Source organism: uncultured Nitrosomonas sp. (genome assembly GCF_902826915.1).
Taxonomy (GTDB): Bacteria; Pseudomonadota; Gammaproteobacteria; order Burkholderiales; family Nitrosomonadaceae; genus Nitrosomonas.
The window spans coordinates 17,199-37,492 of the sequence record NZ_CADEGP010000006.1; the positions used below are offsets into that span (position 1 = coordinate 17,199).

At 44.5% G+C, this 20,294-nt stretch carries 20 protein-coding genes; 8 read left to right on the plus strand and 12 right to left on the minus strand.

The window, feature by feature from the left end; genetic code table 11:
- Window positions 1-268 precede the first annotated feature (268 nt).
- From QZV86_RS01840 to QZV86_RS01860, 5 genes are all read left to right on the plus strand, one after another.
- Window positions 269-1,066, plus strand: coding sequence for a response regulator (locus tag QZV86_RS01840; protein ID WP_295623575.1), 798 nt, complete (start codon window positions 269-271; stop codon window positions 1,064-1,066).
- Window positions 1,067-1,222: 156 nt separating this feature from the next.
- The gene (locus QZV86_RS01845; protein ID WP_295623576.1) at window positions 1,223-1,771 is read left to right on the plus strand and encodes a FecR family protein; all 549 of its coding nucleotides are present in this window, start codon (window positions 1,223-1,225) and stop codon (window positions 1,769-1,771) included.
- Between the two features lie 236 nt (window positions 1,772-2,007).
- Window positions 2,008-2,991 (plus strand): IS5 family transposase, encoded by a 984-nt coding sequence (locus QZV86_RS01850; RefSeq protein ID WP_295623577.1) that lies wholly within the window; start codon window positions 2,008-2,010, stop codon window positions 2,989-2,991.
- Between the two features lie 146 nt (window positions 2,992-3,137).
- Window positions 3,138-3,323 carry a hypothetical protein gene (locus tag QZV86_RS01855; RefSeq protein WP_295623578.1) on the plus strand — a complete coding sequence of 62 codons (186 nt, stop codon included), beginning with the start codon at window positions 3,138-3,140 and terminating at the stop codon, window positions 3,321-3,323.
- A gap of 189 nt (window positions 3,324-3,512) precedes the next feature.
- Window positions 3,513-3,701, plus strand: a complete 189-nt coding sequence (locus QZV86_RS01860; protein WP_295623579.1) for a hypothetical protein — start codon at window positions 3,513-3,515, stop codon at window positions 3,699-3,701.
- Window positions 3,702-3,755: 54 nt separating this feature from the next.
- Here QZV86_RS01860 and QZV86_RS01865 read toward each other — a convergent pair whose 3' ends face one another.
- The 4 genes from QZV86_RS01865 to QZV86_RS01880 form a co-directional block, all read right to left on the minus strand.
- Window positions 3,756-4,460 (minus strand): MIP/aquaporin family protein, encoded by a 705-nt coding sequence (locus QZV86_RS01865; RefSeq protein WP_295623580.1) that lies wholly within the window; start codon window positions 4,458-4,460, stop codon window positions 3,756-3,758.
- Window positions 4,461-4,876: 416 nt separating this feature from the next.
- Window positions 4,877-5,749, minus strand: a complete 873-nt coding sequence (locus tag QZV86_RS01870; RefSeq protein WP_295623581.1) for a hypothetical protein — start codon at window positions 5,747-5,749, stop codon at window positions 4,877-4,879.
- A 219-nt stretch (window positions 5,750-5,968) separates the two neighbouring features.
- Entirely contained in the window at window positions 5,969-6,586 is a 618-nt protein-coding gene (locus QZV86_RS01875) for a PEP-CTERM sorting domain-containing protein (RefSeq protein WP_295623582.1), read from the minus strand.
- A complete protein-coding gene (locus QZV86_RS01880) occupies window positions 6,583-6,714 on the minus strand; it encodes a hypothetical protein (RefSeq protein ID WP_295623583.1) in 132 nt (43 codons plus the stop codon). The genes QZV86_RS01875 and QZV86_RS01880 overlap by 4 nt, the downstream gene beginning before the upstream one ends.
- A gap of 299 nt (window positions 6,715-7,013) precedes the next feature.
- On the opposite strand from QZV86_RS01880, the gene QZV86_RS01885 reads away from it, so the two are divergent.
- Entirely contained in the window at window positions 7,014-8,396 is a 1,383-nt protein-coding gene (locus QZV86_RS01885) for a mechanosensitive ion channel family protein (RefSeq protein ID WP_295623584.1), read from the plus strand.
- A gap of 115 nt (window positions 8,397-8,511) precedes the next feature.
- Here the strand turns inward: QZV86_RS01885 and QZV86_RS01890 are convergent, their stop codons facing one another.
- From QZV86_RS01890 to QZV86_RS01920, 7 genes are all read right to left on the minus strand, one after another.
- Complete coding sequence (locus QZV86_RS01890; RefSeq protein WP_295623585.1) at window positions 8,512-9,126, minus strand: hypothetical protein; 615 nt, start codon at window positions 9,124-9,126, stop codon at window positions 8,512-8,514.
- A gap of 32 nt (window positions 9,127-9,158) precedes the next feature.
- Entirely contained in the window at window positions 9,159-9,557 is a 399-nt protein-coding gene (locus QZV86_RS01895) for a hemerythrin domain-containing protein (protein ID WP_295623586.1), read from the minus strand.
- Window positions 9,558-9,654: 97 nt separating this feature from the next.
- Window positions 9,655-10,101 carry a hypothetical protein gene (locus tag QZV86_RS01900; protein ID WP_295623587.1) on the minus strand — a complete coding sequence of 149 codons (447 nt, stop codon included), beginning with the start codon at window positions 10,099-10,101 and terminating at the stop codon, window positions 9,655-9,657.
- 131 nt (window positions 10,102-10,232) lie between these two features.
- On the minus strand, window positions 10,233-11,036 hold the full coding sequence (locus QZV86_RS01905) for a formate/nitrite transporter family protein (protein WP_295623588.1): 804 nt from the start codon (window positions 11,034-11,036) through the stop codon (window positions 10,233-10,235).
- 24 nt (window positions 11,037-11,060) lie between these two features.
- On the minus strand, window positions 11,061-12,275 hold the full coding sequence (gene hemW / locus QZV86_RS01910; RefSeq protein ID WP_295623589.1) for a radical SAM family heme chaperone HemW: 1,215 nt from the start codon (window positions 12,273-12,275) through the stop codon (window positions 11,061-11,063).
- A 4-nt stretch (window positions 12,276-12,279) separates the two neighbouring features.
- Window positions 12,280-14,790 carry an FtsX-like permease family protein gene (locus QZV86_RS01915; RefSeq protein ID WP_295623590.1) on the minus strand — a complete coding sequence of 837 codons (2,511 nt, stop codon included), beginning with the start codon at window positions 14,788-14,790 and terminating at the stop codon, window positions 12,280-12,282.
- 62 nt (window positions 14,791-14,852) lie between these two features.
- Window positions 14,853-15,542, minus strand: a complete 690-nt coding sequence (locus tag QZV86_RS01920; protein WP_295623591.1) for an ABC transporter ATP-binding protein — start codon at window positions 15,540-15,542, stop codon at window positions 14,853-14,855.
- On the opposite strand from QZV86_RS01920, the gene QZV86_RS01925 reads away from it, so the two are divergent.
- Window positions 15,541-16,182 carry an arylesterase gene (locus QZV86_RS01925; protein WP_295623592.1) on the plus strand — a complete coding sequence of 214 codons (642 nt, stop codon included), beginning with the start codon at window positions 15,541-15,543 and terminating at the stop codon, window positions 16,180-16,182. The two genes, QZV86_RS01920 and QZV86_RS01925, sit on opposite strands and share 2 nt — an antisense overlap.
- Window positions 16,183-16,228: 46 nt before the next feature.
- Here the strand turns inward: QZV86_RS01925 and QZV86_RS01930 are convergent, their stop codons facing one another.
- Window positions 16,229-17,209: an RluA family pseudouridine synthase gene (locus QZV86_RS01930; RefSeq protein ID WP_295623593.1), complete on the minus strand. Its 981-nt coding sequence runs from the start codon at window positions 17,207-17,209 to the stop codon at window positions 16,229-16,231.
- A gap of 555 nt (window positions 17,210-17,764) precedes the next feature.
- Between QZV86_RS01930 and QZV86_RS01935 the strand changes: the two genes are divergently transcribed.
- Complete coding sequence (locus tag QZV86_RS01935; protein WP_295623594.1) at window positions 17,765-20,293, plus strand: Rne/Rng family ribonuclease; 2,529 nt, start codon at window positions 17,765-17,767, stop codon at window positions 20,291-20,293.
- Window position 20,294: the final 1 nt, after the last annotated feature.

Here is a 20,294-nt window from a genome sequence, read left to right on the forward strand (position 1 = left end):
CAATATTATTTCATTAAATAAAGCACTCCGCCGCAAGCAGCGAGGTATTAAAGCGCTCTTCAGACTACCGGTTTTCAACCAGCCTTCGCCCCAAGGGGCGAGGAATTAAACCCGGTAGAGATTAATATATTAGTTAATTACACAAAATTTCTCAGTAATTTTTTCATTATAAGAACTTAGAATAATTCTACCCATGCATGTCATTTAATCTACTCCAGAATGATTACAACAATTCTCTTGTTAATATCTATGTTATAAGATAACCATCATGAATCAATTATTCAAAAGAATAAGAGTTCTTATCGTGGACGATTGTGTTGTCATTCGTACCACGCTACGGGCAATGCTAAACAGCAATGAATATCTGGTTGTAGGAGAACTTAGCAATGGTGAAAAACTTCTTCCTACAATTGAGAAGCTAGATCCAGATGTCGTCTGTCTTGACCACTTATTACCCAACAAAGATGGTATGCATCTTTTGGGCGAGATTCGCGCTGTATATCCAGACCTCCTCGTGGTAATGATTACCGGCAGTGAAGATGCCATGCTGAAACAGGTTGCGGCCATGTTGGGTGTTGATGGATTTATCTACAAACCATTCTCTCAGAAAAAAATCTTTGATGTACTGCAAGAAGTGACCCATGCAAAAAAACAGTTACTCATTCTAACTAAAGAGCATAATTTCTTAGAGAATAAGGCATATCACGCAAAAGCAGTTGTTGCCGATGATAGTCTGGCAATGCGACGACTGTTGATAGCAATTCTGACACAAATGGGAATTGAAGTAATCGGGGAAGCCTATGATGGGATGCAAGCCACCGAACTGGTAGCAGAACACAAACCTGGCATTGCATGCATAGATTTTGAAATGCCAATGATGGATGGATTAGAAGCCTTGAAAATTATCAAGAGTCAAAATGATGCAACAAAGGTCGTTATGATCACAGCCTTAGCTAGCCGTGAATTATTTAAACAAGCTACTAACGCAGGAGCTGTAGGCTTTATCATAAAACCCTTCTACCCAGATACACTCAAGCAAAATATTTCGCGTATCCTGGCAGCCTAAAGATAGCCAGAAACCTGAACTTCTTAACATAATTAGCAACGCCTCAATATACTTTCATCTGCAGCAAACTTAATCTAGTTCTAAATGACGAAGCAAAGAAACTATCCACGGTATATAATTTATACTTTCCGTTCACTTGCCGCTTGCTAATTACAAATGCAGGAACCTGAGCCACCCGTAATACAACCCTTTAATTTTGTTTTTAGTTGGCGACGCTTCTTAGTACATTGCGCGATCATCGGCATTTGTGTACTACTAGGTCTGATGACTTGGCATTTTGGCAAACCCCATAGTATCCGTTTCTATGAAACCAACAGTGATGCACAACCTGTCACTTCGATAGCACCGGGTATTGACATGGCGCTGGATATGCATAGCTCTGTAACAGTGAAAGATAATCAACCACTCCAGGTTGAGTTGCTCAAAGGGAATATTTATTTTGACATTCATAAAAATGCCGTCAATCAGCTTGAAGTAAAAGTCGGCAATGCCATCATTAAAAATTCTGGAACCCGCTTTAGTATCCGATTGCACAAGGGCGGCAGCAGCCATATTGCAGTTGCCGATGGACATATCAAGATCCACGTGGCTTCTGGGGTTTATCAGATCAGTGCGTTTGAACAAGCTGATTTTGATGATGCCGATATCAGCAAGCACCGGTTGATAACTGAGCGTGATATTGCACCTTGGCGTTCGCCACAATAGTACAGAACTGGTAAAAATAGCACCCTCTAGCAAGAAATAAAGAAATCAACAAGATGAATATGTAAATATTCGCACGCCTTTCTGTCAATACCAACAAATTATCCTCATACATCACATCAGGAGAAAATAATAGCTCTCGATAATCCTAAGGAAACGCTGATCTATTCGATCACATCGAATAGACATGCAGAGGTTTGATAAAATAGATCCCATATTGATAAATATGGAATAGAGCGATGCAATCAAGCTTTTCTGACCTGGAATATGCGGCAAAGAAGAAACAAACCCGACGAGATCGTTTTCTGGTTGAAATTGAAGCTGCCACACCCTGGACATCTCTGTTGAATGTTATTGCTCCGTACTATCCGGTTAGCGGTAGGCGAGGTCATCCACCGATTGGTCTGGAACGGATACTGCGGATGTATATTGTGCAACAGTGCTTTGGTTTTTCGGATGAAGGCGCGGAAGATGCTGTATACGATAGCCAAGCAATTCGTCGCTTTGTTGGTATTGATCTGAATCGGGAAGCGGCACCGGATGCGACGACTCTGCTGAAATTCCGACATCTGTTGGAAGAACATTGTCTGACCGAATCTATTTTCAATGCGATCAACGCGCATTTGGCTGAACGGGGCTTGTTTCTTCGTGAAGGCACGATTGTTGATGCTACGCTGATTGCCGCTCCGCCTTCGACCAAGAATAGAGAAGGAAAGCGCGATAGCGAAATGCATCAAACCAAGAAAGGCAAGCAGTGGTACTTCGGTATGAAGGTACACATCGGTGTCGATGCGCAATCAGGGCTTGTTCATACCCTGATCGCAACGGCAGCCAATGTCCACGATGTTACTCAGGCACGGGCGCTGCTGCATGGTGATGAAACCGATGTGTTTGGTGATGCGGGCTATCTGGGTGTTGAAAAGCGAGAAGAGAATCTTGCATTGCCCGTAACCTGGCATATTGCGATGCGCCCTTCCAAGCGTAAGGCATTGCCCAAAACAGCAGCTGGCGAACTGATGGAGAAGCTTGAGCATGCAAAAGCCAGCATTCGCGCCAAGGTTGAGCATCCCTTCCATGTCGTAAAGAATCTGTTCATGCATCGCAAAACCCGCTACAAAGGAATGGCCAAAAATAATGCTCAGATGTTTTCACTGTTTGGGCTTGCCAACTTGCTGCTGGCTCGCCGGTGGTTATGTAGATCTGACAGCCAGATTGCGTCTTAAAGATAAGAAATAAGGGGAATAATGCAAGAAATAGCACAATTCAAGCCAGAATATGGCAAATTTTAACCCAATATCCCAAAACCGCTCGATTAGCCCTTGGTGTGCGGTGAATTAATCAGTGTTTCCCTAAACAAATTGTTGACTTAATGAAAGAGGAAGGTTTTCCGAAGTTTTCACTCCATTACCATGCACAACTGTGGCAATCACTTGATGCAAAGAATATTGCAAGAGGTTTTGGTGCATTGGTTGCGGGGAAATCCTGGCATTGGTATGATCAATGGATCGAAGAAGTGAGAAAGCACTGCCAAGCTAACACAGAAAAATACTCATGACCCTACATTGAGCAACTTTTCTCGCGCGCAGTCTTAGTAATTTATTCAATATATTCAGCCACAAGGTCGATCATTGTGTTTTTTTATGTATGATGGCGAAAAACCGATTCCCGTATTTGAACAAAGAGGTGATAACCGTAATATTCTTCACGATACTTATTTTCAACAATTTATAATGGAGGTTGAACAATGAAAATTACGCCAAAAGAAAATCTCTCCGATAAGGGGCAAATCATTCTGGATTCGCTGCAACAAGCTGTAACCAAGACGCTTGAAAGAAAACGCCGCCTAGGTCAGTACGCTGTGATTTGGCAGAATGGCAAGCCGGTGATGATCGGCGAAGATGCGCCGGAATCATCGGAAAATTCCACCCGATAACCCATAAACTGGATTAAGCGCTAGCAAAACCCAGTATTTCACTTCAACAAAGCTCTACAGCAGCGAATACACCACGGCAGCAGCCAATCCACCGAGAATGCCGCCCACTACCGGGACAAGAGCATAACCCCAGTCGCTATCGCGTTTATTGGCTATGGGGAGGATTGCATGCATGATGCGCGGGCCCAGATCACGTGCGGGATTGACTGCAAAGCCGGTCGGTCCGCCTAGTGACAAACCGATACCAAACAGTAGCAGCGCAACCGGCAACGCATCCAACGCGCCCAGGCTTGCCTGTGGTGAGACAATCATCATCACGCCAAACACCAGCATGAATGTACCGACCGCTTCAGTAATGATGTTATTCATCGGACTTCTGATCGCCGGCCCGGTGCAGAATGCCGCCAACTGCATATCGGGATCGGTTGTTGCGTCAAAATGCTGACGATAGGTGATCCATACAATCAATGCGCCCAGCATGGCGCCCAACATTTGTCCCAGCGCATAAACAGGTACATCGCCCCAGGCAAACTTGCCTACCGCTGCGAGGCCGATACTGACCGCAGGGTTCAAATGCGCACCACTGGAAGCAGCCACTGCATAAACCGCCACGAAAAGGGCAACTCCCCAGCCGGCTGCGATGGTTAACCATCCGGCATTATTGCCTTTGGATTTATTCAGTACGACGTTAGCGACCACGCCGTTACCTAATAACACTAAAATAAAAGTACCAATCAATTCACCAAGAAATGGAGTCATAGTTATCACCTTACTATTGAGTTGAATTTCGGAGAGCCTTCCCGAGGATGAAAAAGATTAATTGACTAATTTTTATATAAAAACTTTCTATCTTTGGTATGGCTAATTGATTATCACACAAAATGTGCGAGTGAGATATTTAGGCTGGATTTACTTTTTGGGCTTGGATTAATAATCCGGTGTTCGCAGCAGCAGAGTCTTCTGGAATAACAGTAGATTTACAATGTACGATAATCTAGGTTAGGTATGGTGTGATTTGGCAGGATAACAAACCAATGATGATTGATGAGGATACCTCGGAATCATCTGAGAATTCCGGTAAAAATATTACTAAAGAAAGTGCGCCGCATGATGCGGCGCACTTTGAGTTTCTGATTTATATTGCAGTAATCGAACTAAAGTCGGTTTACAACCAACTAGCTACCGCTTGTCCCCAGAGGGATAAAAACACCCTCTTCATTGATCCAGGATTCATCGGTCACTGTATTGTAGATCGTATCCGCATCAGTATCGAAACAATCAGGCACAATCACATTAGTGGACGTAGTATTAAGATTCATCGTAACCGGGGGAGTAATAGTGATTTCTGGTATGCCTACAAATCCGCTACTCTGCTCTGTAATATCAAAACACACATTGGAATTAATGATCAAGTTAGCTGTATCGGCTGGAACATGCACAGTGCAATGCTTATTGGCAAACCCGTTTGCAACAAAAGACTGCAATGGATTGAAACCAAGCGAACCAGTGGAAATTCCACCAAATGACGATGAATTGACCGTCGAAGTCGTCAATACAGAAATCCCAGTTGCAGTCGGTTCCTGAGGTGTTGCGCAAAGATTGTTAGTAGTGGGTAAAGCCACGCAAGACGCCCCCGTGCTGATATTGACCACATTGCCACTTTGCGTGTACAACAACCCGGGCGGCGCGCTCGAAGTATTACATCCCGGAATGCTGCTGTTTCCTCCACTTTCAATAATTTGTGCAATTAATTCCGCCAGTCCCGCGACCCGGGTTGGATTAGATCCATAAGGCCCGCCTAATACGTAAGCGCCATTATCTCCGACGTTCACTCCAGCATAAATGCCGGTCTCCGGATAAAACCGGTATAGCCATGGGTCTAAGCTTTGTGTCGCCTGGTGACGTGGAAAAAGCTCCGGATAAGTATTTTCAGCCCAATTTAAAAGTGTTTCGGTGTCGCTGTTGATATCAGCCGATACCGAATGCGCGCCACCCATCAGGGTAACTGTACAGGCAGACAAAATAAATTGTTTGATCGATTTTTTCATAAGGAACCCTCCTGATTTGTCATTACAATATGACTTTTTGGAAGCATATCACAACTCAGATTGAGTCTAAGAATAGCTTACGCGTATTCAAGCGCCAACACAGTCAGTCTCGTATCAAGTGTAAGAATAGTACTGATTAAGGAATGGAATGCAACAAATGATCCTGAAAAATAAAAACCCCGCCAAATGACGGGGTCTGATGATGAATAGATTATTCAGCTAAACACTTTGCTTTCTAAAGCGTGTCACAAAACTGAGCAATCCCAATCCGGCCAACAACATCGCATATGTTCCTGGCTCTGGAATAGCTGCCGCAATCGTATTGAAAGCTGCACCACCAAAGATTGCTACATCGCCCTTGGTTGAGAGTGGATTATGCAGGCCGAGTTGCAACACTTTTAAAGAATGTGCTATTGAGTCCAAACCTGTCACAACCAGTATTCTATTTCCGGTGTGATACATATCGTAAGTCCCCACATCGATACCATCGACGAAAAACTGTGCGAAACCATCGTTATGATCTCCGGTCATGGCAAAACCAATGCTATTACTTGCAACTGAAAAAGTTGTCGTGGCTTGACTCGTTCCTGGAACACCTGCTGCTGAGTTATCAAACAGCCATAATTCGCGTAAGCCTAAGCCTCCTCTGGGCCCATCGCCTGTCGCCTCCCAATCAATTCCACCTCGTCCAGCATTTTTATATTCAAGAACTGCACTGCCACTGATATTCAATGGATTGCCACTTTTCTCCGGTGTTTCTAACGGCATCCATTCAATTGCTAAGGCTGATGCGTGTGAACTGGTCAGCAACAATGTAATTACCAATATTCGTATCATTCTCCAGCTCCCATTACAGTTAAAGTATTCAATACAGGGCTTGGAATAACATGATCGGATACTTTACCGCCCCATCCTTCAGAAATACCATGCCAGCCTGATATCTTTAATAAGCTCAACTTGTTCATGCTCAACGCGCAATTAGAACCAGTCATAATTAAGCAATTTCTCACATTATCAGTGCGCGCAAATGCACTCAATTCGTAGAATAAAGAGGTAATTCTTCCTTAGATATCGAAATTATCTGCAAGGAGATTGGGATAGCGCATGGAATAATATCTCTCAGCGAGATATATTATAAGGTCCGCAAAAGTCGCAATAATTTGATTGGATAGCGTCAATTATTCTTATTTGCAAGATCAAAAACAATGTATCAGTATATAAACAAGCTATTGAAATATAGGAACCTGAGAAGAGGACGAAAATGATGAGAGTACTATTGAAGATGTCAGCAATCTGGATGTTATTCATATCAATTTCTGTGTGCGCTGACTCCATATCGGATCTGATAACTGGAGAAAAAGAATCTGAAAGCGCCCCCAACACCGAAAAAGTTATTGAGGTTAACAGTTCTGCACATGACGACAAAAAGATTCAAAAGCGTCTCGAGAAAATTTTCTCCGAGCTGGAAAATTTACAGAATATAAAGATTTCGGTTAGCAATGGCATTGTTACGCTACAAGGCGATGTCAGCACCTCATCCACGAAAACTAAAGCCTTACAACTTGCCCAGCAAGTTGCCGGAGTCGTCGAGGTAGAAAATGAGATCGTAGTCACTCATAATTTAAAAGCACGCCTGGAGAATACATGGAAAAAATTCTCAGGAACCGCAAATGAGTTAATTACCACCTTACCCCTTTTGTTACTAGCAATATTTGCGTTCGTAATATCATGGATGCTCGGTGGATGGATATCTGAGCGCCGCAATCTTTTTCGACGCATTGCACCGAATTATTTTATTGCGAATCTGTTCGGACAGATTACGCACTTGTTATTTATTTTGCTCGGTCTTGTCATTGCGCTGTCCTTGCTAGATCTCACTGCCATACTAAGCACTATACTAGGTGCAGCCGGTATCGTCGGGCTTGCAGTCGGTTTTGCAGTTCGTGATACCGTCGAGAACTACATTGCCAGTATTTTATTAAGCTTACGCAATCCATTTGAGGTCAATGATCTGGTTAACATTGATGGAAATGAAGGTAATGTGGTACGTTTGACCACGCGAGCAACTATTCTGATTTCACCCGATGGTAATCATATTCGCATTCCTAATTCAACTGTATTTAAAGCTGTCATTGTCAATTTTACCCGTAATGTAGAGCGACGTTTTCAATTCGACGTAGGAATTGATACCGAACAAGATTTACTTGAAGCACAAGCGTTGGCTATGCAGATCCTGAATTCAATTGAAGGCGTATTGCCTGAACCCAAGCCAATCGTTACGATAGAAGCACTGGGCGACTCCAATATCCTGCTGCGAATTTATGGATGGGTAGATCAAACGAATCATAGCTTTTTAAAAGTACGCAGCGAAGCGATTCGACAAATAAAACAGGGCTTTGATCAAGCAAACATCAGCATGCCTGACCCTACTTATCAAATCAAGATATTAAATGGAATAACTAAAGATTTAGTGCAAAAGGACAACATCGAACAAGACAATACATACTCTACTGACAAACAAGCCAAACTACCTATTCATGCGGTTGCAGATATTAGCTCGGACAATACCATTGAAAAGAAAGTGGCAGAAGAACAAGTCCACAGCAATACTGAGAATCTACTTGATAAAAAAACCTCACTCGAATGACTGAAAATATTTTCGTATATTTTTGTTATACAAACAAATAGTAACAATAGCACGAGTCATTCCGCCATACTTTTTGTGGAATGGTACTGCTGCGTAAAAGTATGCGTTCCTCTAATCAATTTACAGATGTAACACATATCACCCGGGGATCATCAGCAAATTCAAGCAACAAGCGCCGCACGCGTTCCTGCCACGCATCGGCAAATGCAGTCTGCTGCGCAGCATCAGCGCAATCCTGTAAGATGGCCATCAAACGCTCGCCTTGAGCGGGATCGGTCGGTATCAGCGAGACATCGAGCGTCACCGCCACGCTTGCGTTGGTATCGAGGCGGGTAAAAATAATGGCTTCCCCTTCGCGTTGTGGCGCAAAACTGAGCAATCCCTTGCGCCGGTAACGCCCGCGTATTCCCTGGAAACCGTTACCTGAAGCAGCGCCCGTCAGTAACGTCAGCACTTGTGCCATGACCCCGGTGACGCCCTCATCCTCAGGTGCGGGCATATGCACGGCAATATTGCCGCGCTCTGCAGGTTCGCCCGGATAAAGCGCAGCCAGTGCCGCGCGCCCAATCAAAAATGCTCCAGCTACGGTAGGACAGGAATGCCCGGCCAGACGCACCGCATCCAGATAATGATAGTCGAATCGGCCATCTTGAGCGGCGCCCAGCACGGCGGCAAATGGATCATGGGTATGCACAACCGGGGCTTGTTCATAAAAATCAGGAAAATTCACCTTCATCTCCTTTTCAATGGATTCATAGGTTTTTAAATTACCTCCGCAATACGAGGATGCGATTGCAATTGCGGAAAAAGCACACGTTCTTCATAGCGCACATGCGCAGCCAGCAACTCGCCCACGTGGCGTAGTCGCACTGCCGAATCGAGTTCGCAAGGCCCGCAAATCAGCATACGTAATTCCTCATGTTCAGCACGAATACGCGCAACGATTTCAGCACTCAACATATCTTCGGTAAGCCGCAATAACGCTTCTTCTTGGGCAAAATGCGCCGCCAGCACATCATGCCAGTGCGCTTCAATGTGCCCCACCATCGCCAAGTTAGTAGCCGCATCATTACTCTCTGCCGCTTTCCGGGCAGCGCGTGCTAACACGAGCGAAGTATGGTGTTCTCGGGATAAAGAGAGTAAAGCGCCGGTTCGTGGCATAAGATTAAAAGATGGTTACACAAGTAAATAGCTGGATTGTCACAATGCTTACCGAATACTACTTATTGTTTTATTAAAATACAAAGAGCATAAAAAACTATATCACTTCATTTTTCTGCTCCACTTTAACACCACAAATTACTTTCATAGCTTCCGAAACAAGCTGAATGGCATCAGTCACCCGTCGCTTTTGATCAACAAACCAACTTTCAGTCATAGCTTCGTTAAATTCCACTCGCACTTGGCTTTCATTGTCTCTATGTCGACTAAGCTTAAGAAGTCGCAAGTTATCCCTGGGATCACATGCGGAAATTCTTCCATGTGCAAGTGCATCTCGGATCTTAACAATTTCTCTATCTATTCCAGCCAAGTCGTACTTATTTACTTCCTTATTAAACTTATCGATCAGAGGACCCAACGAATCAGCGCTCGTTAATTCACTGACAGGCAATTCAGCACCAACTGGAAAAGAATAGATGTCTTTTCCTTCTAGAATTCCAATTGGACGCGCTGTTGGTAATCTCTGCAGAAACGAACGTAACATAAATTCGAGTGATTGGAAATTCCCCATTAATCCACCAAGTTATTTCGCATGATCATCGAGTGTCATTATTAAATCCTAAGTATGAAATCAGAAGAATTGACTCTAGCGTGCAATTAACAGTAATGGTTAGATTAGTCTTGATGACTCGTTTTACCATAACTCCAATACAACATAAATCCGGTAAATAGCATGCCGCCAAATAAATTACCCGCAATCACCGGCAATCCGTTCCACAACCACCAGTCCGCGATGGTGATATCCGCACCCAGCAGAATCCCGGCAGGAATCACGAACATGTTAACGATAGCATGCTCATAGCCGAGACCGAAAAAGGTCATGATCGGCAACCACATGGCGGCGATTTTTCCGCCAGTGGTATTGGAGGTGAAAGCCATCACAGCACCCAACGTCACCATCCAGTTACATAATATTGCGCTGGTAAAGGCCGTGATCGTGCCGTCGAAACCCAATTTAGCGTACTCGAGCGTTTTAGTCTCGGCAATCGCAATAGTTCGTTGCAATGCGGGAATGGTTTCCGGCTCAATTACTCCCATTTTGGTTGCCACAACACAATATAAATACGCATATGTGACACTGCCGATCAAGTTGCCGATCAGCACCCAGGTCCAATTGATAAGCAAACGGCTAAACGGAGCTCTTCTGTCTTTAACAGCAATCGGAATTAACGCGAAATTGCCAGTGGCCAATTCCAATCCGAGCAGCACGATCATGACAAAACCTACCGGAAACACCAATGCGCCGGCAATGCCCCAACCTGTTTGCGTCGCCGCTAAAATCGCCAATGTGGTGGCATAACCGAGAAAAGCGCCCGCCAAAAAACCTCGCATCAACAATTGCTTGACTGGAAGATTCGCCTTTTTGGCACCTGCTTGTAACATGTTCTCGACGACGTCTTCCGGTTTTACATACGTCATAGTCCTACTCTCCCACGAACAAATTCAAGGCTGGGATTTTAGCGCATTATTCGACGGAGATTTTTCGGGTAAAAAGATTTGCAGCAGATCGTTGAGAAAGCGTCGTCCTAGCACAGTAGGTTTAATGCGCAGATGATCATGCACCAGCAGACCGCGCTGTTCGGCTTCATCCAGTTGTTGCTGCACGACGGCAAGCGACAAACCGGTGCGTTCTTGAAACAGCGGCGTATCAAATCCGCCGCTGAGTCGCAGCGCGTTCATCATGAACTCAAAGCTGCGATCTGCAACAGTCGATTCCTGTTGTGTCGGAATTAATGAATCACCCGTTTGGGCTTTGGCTAGGTATTCTTTGGGGTGTTTATAACGCATTTGGCGCACGATCTTATCGGCAAAACTGATTTTACTGTGCGCACCCGCGCCGATACCCAAATAATCGCCAAACAACCAGTAATTCATATTATGACGCGACTCCTTCCCTGCTCGTGCAAATGCCGAAGTTTCGTAATTACGGTACTGATGGCTCAAGGTGATTTGTTCGATCATTTCCTGCATCGCAGCTGCCTGTTCATCATCGGGAAGTTTAGGCGGGGAGCGGTAAAACAGCGTATTCGGTTCCAACGTTAAATGATAGGCTGAAATATGCGCGACTCCGTAAGAGCATGCTGTTTCAATATCCGCCTGCGCTTGCTCCAAGTTTTGTCCAGGTAGTGCGTACATCAGGTCGAGATTTATATTATCGAAATACTTCAGCGCAATATCCACGGCTCGATGCGCTTCCTGATCATCATGCACACGACCTAATGCCTTCAGATGCTGCGGATTAAAGCTTTGTATGCCGATTGACAGGCGATTGATTCCCGCTTGACGAAAATCAGCGAATTTTTGCGCTTCAAACGTTCCAGGGTTAGCTTCCAGAGTAACTTCGGCGAAATGTTCCAGCGGTAGCAGCGTACGCACTGCCGTCAATACTTGATCCATTGCTTGAGCACTAAATAAACTTGGCGTGCCACCCCCTAAAAATATGCTACTGAGTCGCCGCCCCCAAACATGCTGAAGCGCGGACTCAAGATCCCGTATTAACGCGGCGACATATTCCTCCTCAGGTACCCGGCTTTCCTCTGCGCGAATTTCGTGTGAATTAAAATCACAGTAAGGACATTTTTTCAGGCACCATGGAAAATGAACATATAAGCTTAGAGGTGGCAGCGATTTAAGTTTCTGAATTGGCCAATCGGACATCGATTCAACCAATCTTGCGTAATGTCAATAACGGTGGACTGGATAGTACTGAGCGTGTCCCCAGCAAACCTGCGACCAACACACCGATCACACCCGCTAATGTACCAACCACCCAGATCCAGGGATTAAATGTGTAGTCGAAATGCAAAACATGCTTGCTAATGACATAAGCAAGCGCGCTGGCGCCAGCAGATGCAAATAATCCGGCCAATCCACCCAGAATCGCAAACTCGGCCGCCCAGGCGCGCGACAATTGCTCTCGCCTGGCACCCAGCGCCCTGAAAATAGCCGCTTCGTAAATACGCTCATCTTGTGTCGCGGCAATCGCCGCGTACAGTACAGCAAATCCTGCCAACAAGGTGAATAAGAAAACAAACTCAACCGCTTGAGACACTTGTTGAATCATTTGCTGCACCTGATTGATAACCACGGCAACATCGACGACCAGAATGCTCGGAAATGTTCTGACAAGCTCGTGAACCATGGCAATTTCTGCTGGCGGCACATAAAAGCTGGTGACAAAGCTCGCGGGATAGTTATCCAGCTGACCTGGAGGCACCACAACAAAGAAATTAGCCCGGAAAGTATCCCAATCCACTTTTCTCACGCTGGTGATCTTCGCTGTAAAGTGACTGCCAGCAATATCATAAGTCAGTTCATCACCCAGCTTAACGCGTATGGTCTTGGCTATGCCTTCTTCAATCGACAGTTCGGCTTCATGGGTGTCGGCATTCCACCAGGCCCCTTGAACAATCTGATTATCCGACGAAAGTTCACTTGCCCAAGTTAAATTGAATTCACGCCGAATATGCCTCTCAGCATGCGGATCATCCCCATAATTTTTCGGGGATATATTTTTACCATTAATCTTGATCAATCGCCCCTTGACCATCGGATACATCGGCGGCGGTTCTATCTCATATTGCTGAAAAAATTCTTGCAGCGATTGCACTTCATCCGCTTGTATGTTCACCAGGAAATGATTGGGCGCATCGGGAGGTAAGCTAGCGTGCCAATCGTCAATCAGATCATTCTGAATCAAAGTCAGCACGAGCAATGACATTAACCCCAGCCCCAAAGCCACGGCCTGCAATATGCTGGAAATCGCACGACGGTGAATACTGGCCAAACCATAACGCCAAGCGCCACCAGCTTGATGACGCAAACCTGAAAGCACTTTGATCAGCAACCAACCCAAGCAACCAAAAATGACAATCGCTGAAACAAATCCCGTCACAATATAAAGCCCCAGCTTAATATCTTGCGCCTTCCAAATAAACAACAACGATAAAGTTACTAATCCCAATAAATAACCTGCCAAACTATGTGCATTGGACAAACCGATGTCTCTACGCAACACGCGCAACGCCGGAACGCTACGCAAGTTCAGCACCGGCGGCAATGCAAAGCCCACTAATAACACTAAGCCAACCAGCAATCCTTGCAACGCGGGTAACCAACTTGGCCAAGGCAAGGCTGTGTCCACGATACCGATCAGCCAAGATGCCAGAATTTGCTGTGCGGCAAAACCTATTAAACAGGCGATTGTGCTGGCAATAACACCCAAGGTAATAAAGTAATGCCCATAAAGATAAAACAGTTGCCGCTGACTGGCCCCTAGGCTACGCATTACTGCACATCCATCCAAATGACGCTGAGTAAACCGGCGCACCGCCAATGCAATCGCTGCCGCCGCCAAAACCACACTGGCCAATGCAGCTAGACTTAAGAATTTTTCCGCACGCTCCAACGCGGCTTTAATCTCAGGACGCGCATCGCGAATGCCTTCCACTCTTTGTGCCTTTGTCAGTTGAGGTTTTAACCAATCGCGGAACTGTTGCACCATTTTTACTTCACCGGCTACCAACAACTGATATGAAACACGACTGCCTTCCTGAATCAAGTCCGTCTCTGATAAATCAGATGCGTTGATCATGGCGCGTGCGCCCATGTTGATAAACCCTACCGAGTGATCGGGTTCACGCACAACCAGCTCGGTTACAGTTAGCTGGGCAGCTCCGACATCGACCATATCGTTTGCTTTAAGATCGAGTCGCGCCATGACTTTTTCATCTACCCAGATAGTACCCGGTTGCGGAATTGTGTTTGCTGTCGTAATTTCTGGCTGTTTAGTACGCAACATTGACGACCGACTAGCCAGATGTATGCGTCCACGTAATGGATATCCCTCAGTTACTGCTTTTATTTCCGTGAGTAAATTATTCTCACCATCAGAGATCATACTGGGAAACTTAGTTAACGATGATATGGCTAAACCCAATCGACCGGCCTCTTCAGCATAGATCTCCGGCAAAGGCCGGCTCGAAATAACCAATAAATCGGCGCCCAATAATTGATTGCTCTCACGCGTGAGGGCTAATTCTACCCGCTCGGCAAAAAAACCTACCGTGGTCATACCGCTAACTGCAATAATCAATGCCAACACCAGAACATTAAGTTCACCTGCACGCCAGTCTCGGCATAACATACGGAAAGACAATTTAAAGTGGCTCATAGAAAAAATTATCAACGTGCTGAAAAGATAGGATGAATAACAATAATGCCAAGCTTCTGCAACTACTGTACCAATTTACCATCCGCCAAACGAATCTGGCGCGAGCAGCGCTGCGACAACGCTTCATCGTGAGTAACCAGGACCAATGTCGTACCATGCTCACGATTGAGTTCAAACATGAGATCAATGATCTGTATACCGGTAGCCGAGTCAAGATTTCCAGTGGGTTCATCGGCCAACAATAACTTAGGATCCGTGGCAAACGCACGTGCGATGGCAACTCGCTGCTGCTCTCCTCCGGACAATTGTTTTGGATAATGATCCAGGCGTTTGGCCAACCCTACGCGCTCCAACAGTCTCCGTGCTATCGTTCCGGCATCTTTATTCTGTTGAGAAAGTTCCAAAGGCAACATCACATTCTCAAGCGCCGTTAACGCTGGTAATAATTGAAAGGATTGAAATACAAAACCTAGCACTTTTCCGCGCAAAGCCGCGCGACTATCTTCATCCAACGTAAAAATATCAACCGCATCCAGATGAACTTTCCCTGCAGTTGGCAAATCCAATCCTGCCAGTAAACCTAATAAAGTAGACTTTCCCGAACCAGATGCACCTATAATTGCAACAGCTTCACCGGCGTTTACTTGCAAATCGATATCTTGCAATATTGTAAGTTGTGTATCGCCAGTATTGACCTGTTTGGTCAATGCATGAGTCCAAAGAATGGGTTGATCAACACGATTATCTAACATGAAAAAAAATTTCCTGATTATTCTGATTTTTGTTTTTACTATCAGCGCTCCGGCAGTCGCACTGACCAAAACTATAATGGTCTTTGGCGATAGCCTGTCCGCCAATTATGGCATGCCGACCGAAGCGGGCTGGGTTACGTTGCTGGAACAACAACTACAGTCAAAATATGCTGACTATCACATTATCAATGCAAGTATCAGCGGCGAAACGGCACTGGGAGGACGCAATCGAATTCGACAAGCACTTGAAATACATCGCCCCGAGATTGTGATTCTGGAACTTGGCGGAAATGACGGTCTGCGCGGTGCGTCAATTAAATCCATTTATGAAAATCTGGCTGCCATTATAGAAGAATGCCAACAAAACAATGCACTGGTTTTGCTTGCCGGCATGCAGTTGCCACCCAATTATGGCAGGACGTATACACAAAAGTTCCAAGCCATTTTTCCGCAACTGGCTGAAAATTATCAAGTCAACTTAATTCCATTTCTACTGGCTGGCTTTGGCGATAAACACGAATTCTTCCAAGCTGATGGAATACATCCGACCGAAGTCGCACAGAAAAAAATTGCAGAAAATGTCTGGGAAGTCTTGCAAACCATGTTTAAAACCGAACAGGTCGCCACCAATCCTGACTAATTGCACATTGTATCATCGCAACTTCATAAGAACATAAACTAAGCAGTTAAAGCTTATCCAGACCGTCAATAAATTTCTGCAAATCACTGGATAAAGGCGAATGTAGATTAATACGTTGTCCTGAGACGGGATGTGTGATTTGTAGCGAATGAGCATGCAAAAACATACGCGTCAGCTTGCTTCTCCCACCAATTTCAGCTTTAGCGAGCTGCTTGTTGACCTCAAAATTACCATATTTATCATCCCCAAGGATAGGAAAACCTATATACGCGAGATGAACACGAATTTGATGTGTGCGTCCCGTTTTTATTTCTGCATCTAATAAACTGAAATCGCCCCAAGATTTATCTAGCTTAAATATCGAGTGAGCAGACATCGGTTTGCTGCTAGGGTGAGCATTGCTGGCTATCGCCACGCGCCGCTCACCACTTGCTGTTACATATTTGTCAAGCGCCAGCTTTACATGCTGCTTCGCGTTTTGCCATTTACCTTTGACCAAAACCAGATAGTGTTTCTCCACTAAGCCTTCGCGGATTTGTCGATGTAATTCGACCAATGCGTTGCGTTTCTTTGCCAGTAACAATACACCCGAAGTTTCCCGATCTAAACGATGCACCAGTTCTAGAAATTTCCATGATGGATTTTGCGCACGTAGTTGCTCGATCACGCCAAAGCTGATGTTACTTCCGCCATGAACAGCCATCCCGCTTGGCTTGTCAATAACCAGCACCGCATCATCTTCATATAAAGTAGTAAAAGAGAAAAAATTTGCACGAGTAATTGCAGTTCGATTGAAAGCATCTTTTGTTTCTATCTTAACTGGCGGAATTCGCACCATATCGCCTAATTGCAAGCGATAGCTTGCATTTATTCGCTTTCCGTTAACGCGCACTTGACCGCTTCTTATCAATTGATACAAATGATTTTTGGGTACCGTCCTAAATCGTTTGAATAAAAAATTATCAATCCGCTGATCATTCCCATCTTCTTGAACGCACTCTTTGGTTATTAATGTAATAGATTGCATTTTATTAATATGTATTTGATTTAATGAAATACCGGATATAATATTATTATAAGCGCGGGGGAAGGAGAATCATAAGGCGACTACTTATTCCTTGAATCCGTCCTTTCTTAAACTCTTTCTGTAAAAAATAAAGCATCCCGCTGCAAGCGGGGAGGAATAAAACCCAAAAGAGATTAAAGCATTTGTGACAAAATACGAATCTTGAATTCACTCAGTATTCAATCGAATCCGTTTGCTTTTAGATTAACTAAAAATTTACTTTAAACAAAGCAATATTTGGAACTTTATGTAAAATCTGATACCTTAAACAACTTGCGAAGTACTCATAATTGTTGTTGCGCTTAAAATTATAACTATAAAATATTTTTACAAAGCAAATCAGCATATTACATATTAAATAAATTAATAAAAAAGAAATACCTAATTGATAAATATTTTCTGTTATACAAGCAATAAACCTAAGCCTCGTCATTACAACTACGTATACCGAAAAAATCTATCCACTCGACAAATTGTGGATAGTGTATGGATAAATAAAACACGTAAGGTTTGTAAATGAAACGAATGTTATTTAATGCAACACAGCCTGAAGAGTTGCGTGTTGCGATAGTAAACGGTCAAACGCTGGTTGACCTCGATATAGAATCTGTAAGTAAAGAACAACGCAAAAGTAATATCTATAAAGCTGTTATAACACGCATAGAACCAAGTCTGGAAGCCGCGTTTGTTGATTATGGCTGTGAGCGACACGGCTTCCTGCCATTTAAAGAAATTGCCTCCTCGTGTTTTGCTGAAAGTAGCACGCCCAATGCGCGAATCCAAGATCTTCTACAAGAAGGACAAGAACTAATCGTTCAAGTTGACAAAGATGAACGTGGAAATAAAGGGGCTGCATTAACCACTTATATTTCTCTGGCTGGCCGGTATTTGGTCTTGATACCCAATAATTCCAATAGTGGTGGCGTGTCGCGGCGCATCACAGGCGAAGAGCGCAATGATTTGCGCGAAGTCATAGCAAAACTTGAAATTCCTACAGGCATGAGCATTATCGCCAGAACTGCTGGAATCGGCCGCAGCGGGGAAGAACTACAATGGGACTTGAATTACCTGACACAACTTTGGTATGCCATTGAAGAAGCTGCCAACAATCAAGATGGCGTTTTCCTGATTTATCAGGAAAGCAGCTTAGTCATCCGCGCAATTCGTGATTATTTTAGCCAAGAGATTGGTGAAATTCTAATTGACAGCCGTGATATTTATGAACAAGCCAGCCAATTTATGGCACACGTTATGCCAGCGAATGTGGATCGGCTTAAATTTTATCACGATGATGTACCATTATTTTCACGCTTCCAAATTGAACATCAGATAGAAACAGCTTACTCCAGGCAGGTTTCTCTTCCTTCAGGCGGTGCGATTGTTATCGACCACACTGAAGCATTGGTTTCCGTTGATGTTAATTCAGCGCGCGCAATCCGCGGCTTGGATATCGAGCATACCGCGCTCAATACCAATCTCGAAGCAGCCGATGAAATTGCTCGCCAATTGCGATTACGGGATTTAGGTGGATTAATTGTTATCGATTTTATCGATATGGATGTACAGCGTAATCAACGTGAAGTTGAAGCACGATTGCACGAAGCATTGCGGCAAGACCGCGCACGTATTCAGGTTGGAAAAATCTCCCGTTTTGGATTGCTGGAATTATCTCGCCAACGCTTACGCCCTTCGTTAGGCGAAAGTAATTACATTCCATGTACGCGGTGCCAAGGCACTGGATTCATTCGTGGAACTGATTCTTCCGCGCTGCATATACTGAGAATCATCCAAGAAGAGGCGATGAAAGAAAATACCAATGCGTTACATGTCCAACTACCGGTTGATGTAGCTACTTTCTTACTGAACGAAAAACGCGCAGAAATTTATGATATAGAAATACGTCAAAGGATCAATATTATTCTGATCCCAAACATTCATATCGAAACGCCTAACTATAATATAACTCGCTTACGCCAAGAGGACATCAAGTCAAATGAAATGGTAGTGAGTTATAAAATGGTGGAGAAAAATACTGAAGATAACAACCTAGTAATTTCCGAACAAAAAAATAAACCTGCCCGTCCGCAAGCAGCTGTTCAAGGTATCACACCTGCCTTGCCCGCGCCCTTGCGCGAAGATAAATCACGCGACACTTCGCTGCTGGATAAATTCTTCGGTTGGTTTAAACCCATCAAAAACGAAGAAACCAAAACCGATCTTGAAAAAAAACAACAGACTGACGCTGATAAAAACAAGTCGTCTCAAGAACGCACTCGCTCGAGAGGGCGACGCGGAAGAAACCGCAATGAGCGCAATAAAGATGCCTCTGTGCACAAGCGATCTAAACCAATCGAGTCGATAGATTCTAGTATCGCTGCAACGCCAGCAGAGTATGCTATCCCAGCGGAACATGACTATCCACTTGAACGCTCTGCAGAGCGAACAAGTGTCAGCAACAAACCTTCTCAACAATCTGACTCAGATCTTGAAGAAAAATCACTGTCAGACAGTGCTCTCATTAGTGAAAAAGAAAACCATGACAGCGCAGATATAAAAACTGGGGAGCGTAAACGTACACGTCGACATCGCGGAAATAAAAATCGCGATCAATCTGCACGCACTAAGACTTTGATTGAAGATCAGGCATCTCCGGATAATACATCGACTCATGAGGCTTACTCAACAGATCCTGCGCCAAATATTGAGGCATCATCAGACCCGATCAGCGAGCCTCCGGTAATTGAACCCGCTAAGAAGCAATCTGTGAGAAAAGCAGTTGCAAAACCCCCTACTGACGAATCTGAAACGACCAGCAATAATAATCGCTTGGATGAACCACCAGTTGCACATCAACAACCTGAGCCCAGTGTGACTAGAGAGCTTCCAGATTTTACGAAAAGTGGTCTCGTCATGATAGAAACACCACCCGAGAAAGTTGAAATGGTAGCCGAAGAAATCATTACTCCTAAACAACCCAGAAGAAAAACCAGGCAAATCATCGATGCGCCCGCTGAGCCGTTAACGCAAATTGAAACACGCGATTAAA

Bases quoted from the DNA above. Each gene is read 5' to 3' on its own strand.
- QZV86_RS01840 (WP_295623575.1), top strand. From the start codon at position 269: ATGAATCAATTATTCAAAAGAATAAGAGTTCTTATCGTGGACGATTGT.
- QZV86_RS01845 (WP_295623576.1), top strand. From the start codon at position 1,223: ATGCAGGAACCTGAGCCACCCGTAATACAACCCTTTAATTTTGTTTTT.
- QZV86_RS01850 (WP_295623577.1), top strand. From the start codon at position 2,008: ATGCAATCAAGCTTTTCTGACCTGGAATATGCGGCAAAGAAGAAACAA.
- QZV86_RS01855 (WP_295623578.1), top strand. From the start codon at position 3,138: ATGAAAGAGGAAGGTTTTCCGAAGTTTTCACTCCATTACCATGCACAA.
- QZV86_RS01860 (WP_295623579.1), top strand. From the start codon at position 3,513: ATGAAAATTACGCCAAAAGAAAATCTCTCCGATAAGGGGCAAATCATT.
- QZV86_RS01865 (WP_295623580.1), bottom strand. From the start codon at position 4,460: ATGACTCCATTTCTTGGTGAATTGATTGGTACTTTTATTTTAGTGTTA.
- QZV86_RS01870 (WP_295623581.1), bottom strand. From the start codon at position 5,749: ATGAAAAAATCGATCAAACAATTTATTTTGTCTGCCTGTACAGTTACC.
- QZV86_RS01875 (WP_295623582.1), bottom strand. From the start codon at position 6,586: ATGATACGAATATTGGTAATTACATTGTTGCTGACCAGTTCACACGCA.
- QZV86_RS01880 (WP_295623583.1), bottom strand. From the start codon at position 6,714: ATGAACAAGTTGAGCTTATTAAAGATATCAGGCTGGCATGGTATTTCT.
- QZV86_RS01885 (WP_295623584.1), top strand. From the start codon at position 7,014: ATGAGAGTACTATTGAAGATGTCAGCAATCTGGATGTTATTCATATCA.
- QZV86_RS01895 (WP_295623586.1), bottom strand. From the start codon at position 9,557: ATGCCACGAACCGGCGCTTTACTCTCTTTATCCCGAGAACACCATACT.
- QZV86_RS01900 (WP_295623587.1), bottom strand. From the start codon at position 10,101: ATGTTACGTTCGTTTCTGCAGAGATTACCAACAGCGCGTCCAATTGGA.
- QZV86_RS01905 (WP_295623588.1), bottom strand. From the start codon at position 11,036: ATGACGTATGTAAAACCGGAAGACGTCGTCGAGAACATGTTACAAGCA.
- hemW (WP_295623589.1), bottom strand. From the start codon at position 12,275: ATGTCCGATTGGCCAATTCAGAAACTTAAATCGCTGCCACCTCTAAGC.
- QZV86_RS01915 (WP_295623590.1), bottom strand. From the start codon at position 14,790: ATGAGCCACTTTAAATTGTCTTTCCGTATGTTATGCCGAGACTGGCGT.
- QZV86_RS01925 (WP_295623592.1), top strand. From the start codon at position 15,541: ATGAAAAAAAATTTCCTGATTATTCTGATTTTTGTTTTTACTATCAGC.
- QZV86_RS01920 (WP_295623591.1), bottom strand. From the start codon at position 15,542: ATGTTAGATAATCGTGTTGATCAACCCATTCTTTGGACTCATGCATTG.
- QZV86_RS01930 (WP_295623593.1), bottom strand. From the start codon at position 17,209: ATGCAATCTATTACATTAATAACCAAAGAGTGCGTTCAAGAAGATGGG.
- QZV86_RS01935 (WP_295623594.1), top strand. From the start codon at position 17,765: ATGAAACGAATGTTATTTAATGCAACACAGCCTGAAGAGTTGCGTGTT.